This window comes from Rhodococcus sp. BS-15, assembly GCF_000813105.1.
Lineage (GTDB): Bacteria > Actinomycetota > Actinomycetes > Mycobacteriales > Mycobacteriaceae > Rhodococcoides.
Genome location: NZ_BAOX01000649.1, coordinates 1 through 554, shown reverse-complemented (window position 1 = coordinate 554; position 554 = coordinate 1). Strand labels below are relative to the sequence as shown.

The 554-nt window shown below is 61.2% G+C and carries 1 protein-coding gene and 1 pseudogene; both read left to right on the top strand.

Annotated features, from left to right (window positions below):
- Nucleotides 1–149 (top strand): annotated as a pseudogene (locus RHBS_RS28500) (acetolactate synthase small subunit); the annotation flags it as partial.
- 60 nt (nt 150–209) lie between these two features.
- The coding region (locus tag RHBS_RS28495) for an NAD(P)-dependent oxidoreductase (RefSeq protein ID WP_187298698.1) at nt 210–554 on the top strand (345 nt) is incomplete at its 3' end.

Here is a 554-nt window from a genome sequence, read left to right as displayed (position 1 = left end):
CCGAGGCCGTGACGGTCGAGGCGACGGGAACCCGCTCGAAGCTCGATGCGTTGTTGAAGATGTTGGACCCCTATGGAATTCGAGAAATAGTTCAGTCGGGAGTCGTTGCCGTCGGACGTGGACCGAAATCGATCACAGCGTCGCGCTGAGCGACGGACGTGATTTTCAGCGAAATCGAAGAGGAAAGGTTACAAACAGTGGCAGTCGAGATGTTCTACGACGACGATGCTGATCTGTCGATCATCCAGGGCCGCAAGGTCGCTGTGATCGGTTACGGAAGCCAGGGCCACGCGCACTCGCTGAGCCTGCGCGATTCCGGTGTCGATGTGCGCATCGGCCTGGCAGCGGGCTCGAAGTCCCGCGCCAAGGCGGAGGAGCAGGGCCTGAAGGTCGGCACTCCCGCCGAGGTGTCCGAATGGGCCGACGTGATCATGGTGCTCGCACCGGACACCGCGCAGGCCAAGATCTTCTCCGAGGAGATCGAGCCCAACCTGAAGGACGGCGACGCGCTGTTCTTCGGCCACGGACTCAACATCCACTTCGACCTGATCAAG